This is a genomic window from Wolbachia endosymbiont of Glossina morsitans morsitans (genome assembly GCF_000689175.1).
Lineage (GTDB): Bacteria > Pseudomonadota > Alphaproteobacteria > Rickettsiales > Anaplasmataceae > Wolbachia > Wolbachia pipientis.
In genome coordinates, this window is sequence record NZ_AWUH01000042.1 from 1 (window position 1) to 3,451 (window position 3,451).

4 protein-coding genes and 1 pseudogene are annotated in these 3,451 nt (G+C 34.8%); 3 read left to right on the forward strand and 2 right to left on the reverse strand.

The genetic code is table 11. From position 1 onward, the window contains the following. Nucleotides 1-10 precede the first annotated feature (10 nt). Both WGMM_RS06430 and dprA read right to left on the reverse strand, forming a co-directional pair. Nucleotides 11-187: a hypothetical protein gene (locus tag WGMM_RS06430; RefSeq protein ID WP_240991819.1), complete on the reverse strand. Its 177-nt coding sequence runs from the start codon at nucleotides 185-187 to the stop codon at nucleotides 11-13. 285 nt (nucleotides 188-472) lie between these two features. After that, a complete protein-coding gene (gene dprA / locus WGMM_RS01105; protein WP_038248762.1) occupies nucleotides 473-1,561 on the reverse strand; it encodes a DNA-processing protein DprA in 1,089 nt (362 codons plus the stop codon). Nucleotides 1,562-1,622: 61 nt separating this feature from the next. Here dprA and WGMM_RS01110 point away from each other — a divergent pair, with 61 nt between their 5' ends. The 3 genes and pseudogenes from WGMM_RS01110 to WGMM_RS01120 all read left to right on the forward strand — a co-directional run. Beyond that, nucleotides 1,623-1,997 carry a ferredoxin family protein gene (locus tag WGMM_RS01110; RefSeq protein WP_038248765.1) on the forward strand — a complete coding sequence of 125 codons (375 nt, stop codon included), beginning with the start codon at nucleotides 1,623-1,625 and terminating at the stop codon, nucleotides 1,995-1,997. A 193-nt stretch (nucleotides 1,998-2,190) separates the two neighbouring features. After that, on the forward strand, nucleotides 2,191-2,976 hold the full coding sequence (locus tag WGMM_RS01115; protein WP_038248768.1) for a hypothetical protein: 786 nt from the start codon (nucleotides 2,191-2,193) through the stop codon (nucleotides 2,974-2,976). A 102-nt stretch (nucleotides 2,977-3,078) separates the two neighbouring features. After that, a pseudogene (locus WGMM_RS01120) lies at nucleotides 3,079-3,451 on the forward strand (D-alanine--D-alanine ligase); the annotation flags it as partial.

Here is a 3,451-nt window from a genome sequence, read left to right on the forward strand (position 1 = left end):
AAACTAACTGTTACCATTTTACCGTCCTCAAATCTACTTTCTTATATTCAGAGTTTTCTTCCTTTTTGCTCGCTTTTATTGGTTTACTTAACACTAATTTTTCATATGCATCTAATAGATACAACTCTGCTAATCGATTTACTTCATAACTACAACTAATACGAGCTATTAATTTCTTGTTGCCCATGAGCTCTAAAATATATTATCCATCGAGACATATGGTTATTTGATCATTAGCTCTATAAATAAATTCAACTCTACGTTCTTTTTGTAGAAGCTTTCGGGAAATAGTCTTCTCAAGTTTCAGGTTTATTACAATATTGTTGGCGGAGTCCCGTCACGGTATCTCTAGATCCCGCTAACACGTAGCGGGATGACGAATTTGTTGTTTTTCAAATTGTAGGTAAACCTAAGCCACTTTAGCTATCTGTACGAACATCTAGTAAAACGACCTAGCTGTAGCTAAAGTAATCTAGAAAATTAACGATATTTTATTCCCCGGGGAACGCTCTATTCTGTTTTCCAACTCTAGTTCTAAAAGAGCCATTAGAGCGATGTTGGTAGAAAGTCCGCTTGCTAATATAAATTCATCTATATCAACAGGTACAGAGTTAATATGATCAACTATAACAGATTTTGCCTGTTGCAATTTTCCTTGTTTTTGGTTAACAGCATAGTGCTCAACATCAAATAGTTTTTTTTGCTGCGGAGGTAGACTAAACCTAATACTCTCTATTATGTCATCAGCGGATTCGATAAGCTTAGCACCGTTGTTAATTAAATAATTACTACCCCTACAGCGTGAATCTAAAGGGAAACCAGAAACTGCAAACACCTCTCTCCCTTGATTTAAAGCAAAATCTGCTGTTATTAGAGAGCCAGAACGTTTCGATGCTTCAATCACTACAACACCTAGCGATAGGCCAGATATAATTCGATTCCTTTGAGGAAAATATTGAGGCTTTGGTTTAGTAGCAAATGGAAGCTCAGTAATTACTAACCCACCGTTCCCAGTGATTTTTTTGTATAGATCAAAATTCTCTTTTGGATACACCACATCAATTCCGCTTGCTGTAACAGCAATAGTGGGATGATTTTTGTATATTACACTGTTTGCTGCAGTATCGATTCCTTTTGCAAGTCCAGAAACGATAACAAAACCAGCTTCGCTTAAATCAAGTGCCAACTTATTGGCAAAATTTCTTCCATTCATTGAAGAGTTACGCCCACCGATTATTGCAATTATCTCACGGCTTAATAATGATATATCACCAAGCGCAGTTATTACAGGAGGACAACTAGAGATATTTCTTAAAAGATCAGGGTAATCTGGGTCACATGCGGGTATAATTTTAGCTCCAATTCTTTCTGCATTATTGATTTCTTCTCGTGCATCTTGAATGCCATACACCTTATTATTAGCCACCCTATTGAGATATTTCAACACCTCATCTAGCGATCCATGTGTTCTTAGTATACTAAAAAACTTTGTTGCTCCTATAGTTCTAGCCAAGCTTAACCATACTTCTAATTCTTTGTTGTTCAATTTATTTATCTTCATAAAAGGCTTGAATTTCTTATCAATTTAGTGTACCCAAGATAATGCAAATATACAGTGTTTTATGACGCATTTTGTTACAGATAAATGCATAAAATGTAAATATACGGACTGTGTGGAAGTATGTCCCGTTGACTGCTTCTATGAAGGTAAAAACATGCTCGTGATTAACCCAGATGAATGTATTGATTGCGGAGTGTGCATGCCTGAGTGTCCAGTGGATGCAATTGTAACTGATGATTCCATAAAAGATATTTTAGAACTAGATGAAGAGTTACTGAACAGTGAACAAAAAATCTTCAAATCATTTTACAACATAAACGTAGAATACTCACAAAAATGGCCAAATATCACAGCTAAGAAGCAACCTCTCTATACCGCAGAAGAGTATAAGGAAAAAAAGGATAAAACAGCTTATTTTGATGAAAATTTAGAATAATGCTACTGAAGGAAAAGAAACTTTTTGTATTTCAGGGTTGTTGTTTTTGGTTGCTGAAAATAGTTGCGTTATCTAAGTTGTTATGCTGATAAATTAGTATCGATTAATTTAAGGATTAAGGAAAAAGGCTTATTGACTTTTGAAATATTTGATTATAAAACTAGCTGTTAGCATTAAATCTTGGGGGTGAGTTATGAGTATAAATAAGAGAGAAACCATTAAAAAGATTGAAGGGTTACTTTTTCAAGCGAACGGTGATCTTGAAAAAGCATGTGATCTATTATCAACAGTAGAGTTAACCGAAGATGATATTAAAATATTGCTGGAAGAGATGATAAAAGAGTATCATAGCTTGTTTGAAAAGATTTCTTGGAGTTGTGGAATTACTGCAGGCGGTGCACAAGATGCCAACGCAAGCAGCTTCAACGAAGTTTTTAAGCTAGGTTCAAAAGAGTTAGCATTGGCAATGATGTCAGATCTCAGAAAGTCTTATGATCAAGAATTATTTAAGAAATATAAAAAAGAAGAAATGTCTTATCCTGAAGGAGAAAGAGTACAATTTATTAGAGAATTAAGAGTTTTAAGTAGAATACTTACTATGTCTTTAATAAGGAAACTTGATGAAGTTTACAAGTTTACTCCAGAAGAAATTGAGCGTTTGACGGAATATATATTAGTTAGCAGCTATGATACAAACAAAAGTCTCTCTGATATAGACAAATATGTGCATGCACTATCTGCCTTAATTAGAAACCCCTCACTTGATGCAAAAAAGATATTTGAGCTAAATAATCGAATGATAATACACACTACAGCCTTAATTGATTTAGTAACTAGTGGAGTAGTGAAAAAAGAAGAAGCAAAAGAACAATCTGCTGAGGATTTAGAAAAGCTTATCTGTGAACAGTATAAAGGTGCAGCAAACGCGCCACTACCGTTGCCGAGCACGCTATTTGAAGTGGATAAAAAAAGTGCTTGAAGAAAGTAAGAAGGTCTAGTAGTAGTAGTAGTATAGTTAGCCAAAGTAGGTATTTAATAAGCTTAATGTAATTATTATATATGCTATATAGTAAAACATAGAATGCTTATGGTTCCAACTATAGCAATTTTAAGTGGTGAGTTTTCTTGTGAAAGAGAAATATCGCTTATGAGCGGAAAAGCAGTAAAGACGGCGCTCGATAGCCTTTCATATAATGCAATAGAAATAGATGTTGACAGCAACATTGCTGAAAAGCTTAGAAGAATTAATTCGGGCCTTGCTTTTATCGCTCTGCATGGTCTGCATGCTCTGCTGGACCTTATGGTGAAGACGGCTGCATTCAAGGTTTATTGGAGATTTTAGGTATAAAATATACACACTCAGGAGTTATGGCTTCTGCTGTTGCTATGAATAAAGTGATGTCAAAGCATATATTTCGGTCCCTTAGTATCGACACTCCAAAAGGTTATGTAAT

Coding starts and splice junctions, on each gene's coding strand:
- WGMM_RS06430 (WP_240991819.1), bottom strand. CDS start 187: ATGGGCAACAAGAAATTAATAGCTCGTATTAGTTGTAGTTATGAAGTA.
- dprA (WP_038248762.1), bottom strand. CDS start 1,561: ATGAAGATAAATAAATTGAACAACAAAGAATTAGAAGTATGGTTAAGC.
- WGMM_RS01115 (WP_038248768.1), top strand. CDS start 2,191: ATGAGTATAAATAAGAGAGAAACCATTAAAAAGATTGAAGGGTTACTT.
- WGMM_RS01110 (WP_038248765.1), top strand. CDS start 1,623: ATGACGCATTTTGTTACAGATAAATGCATAAAATGTAAATATACGGAC.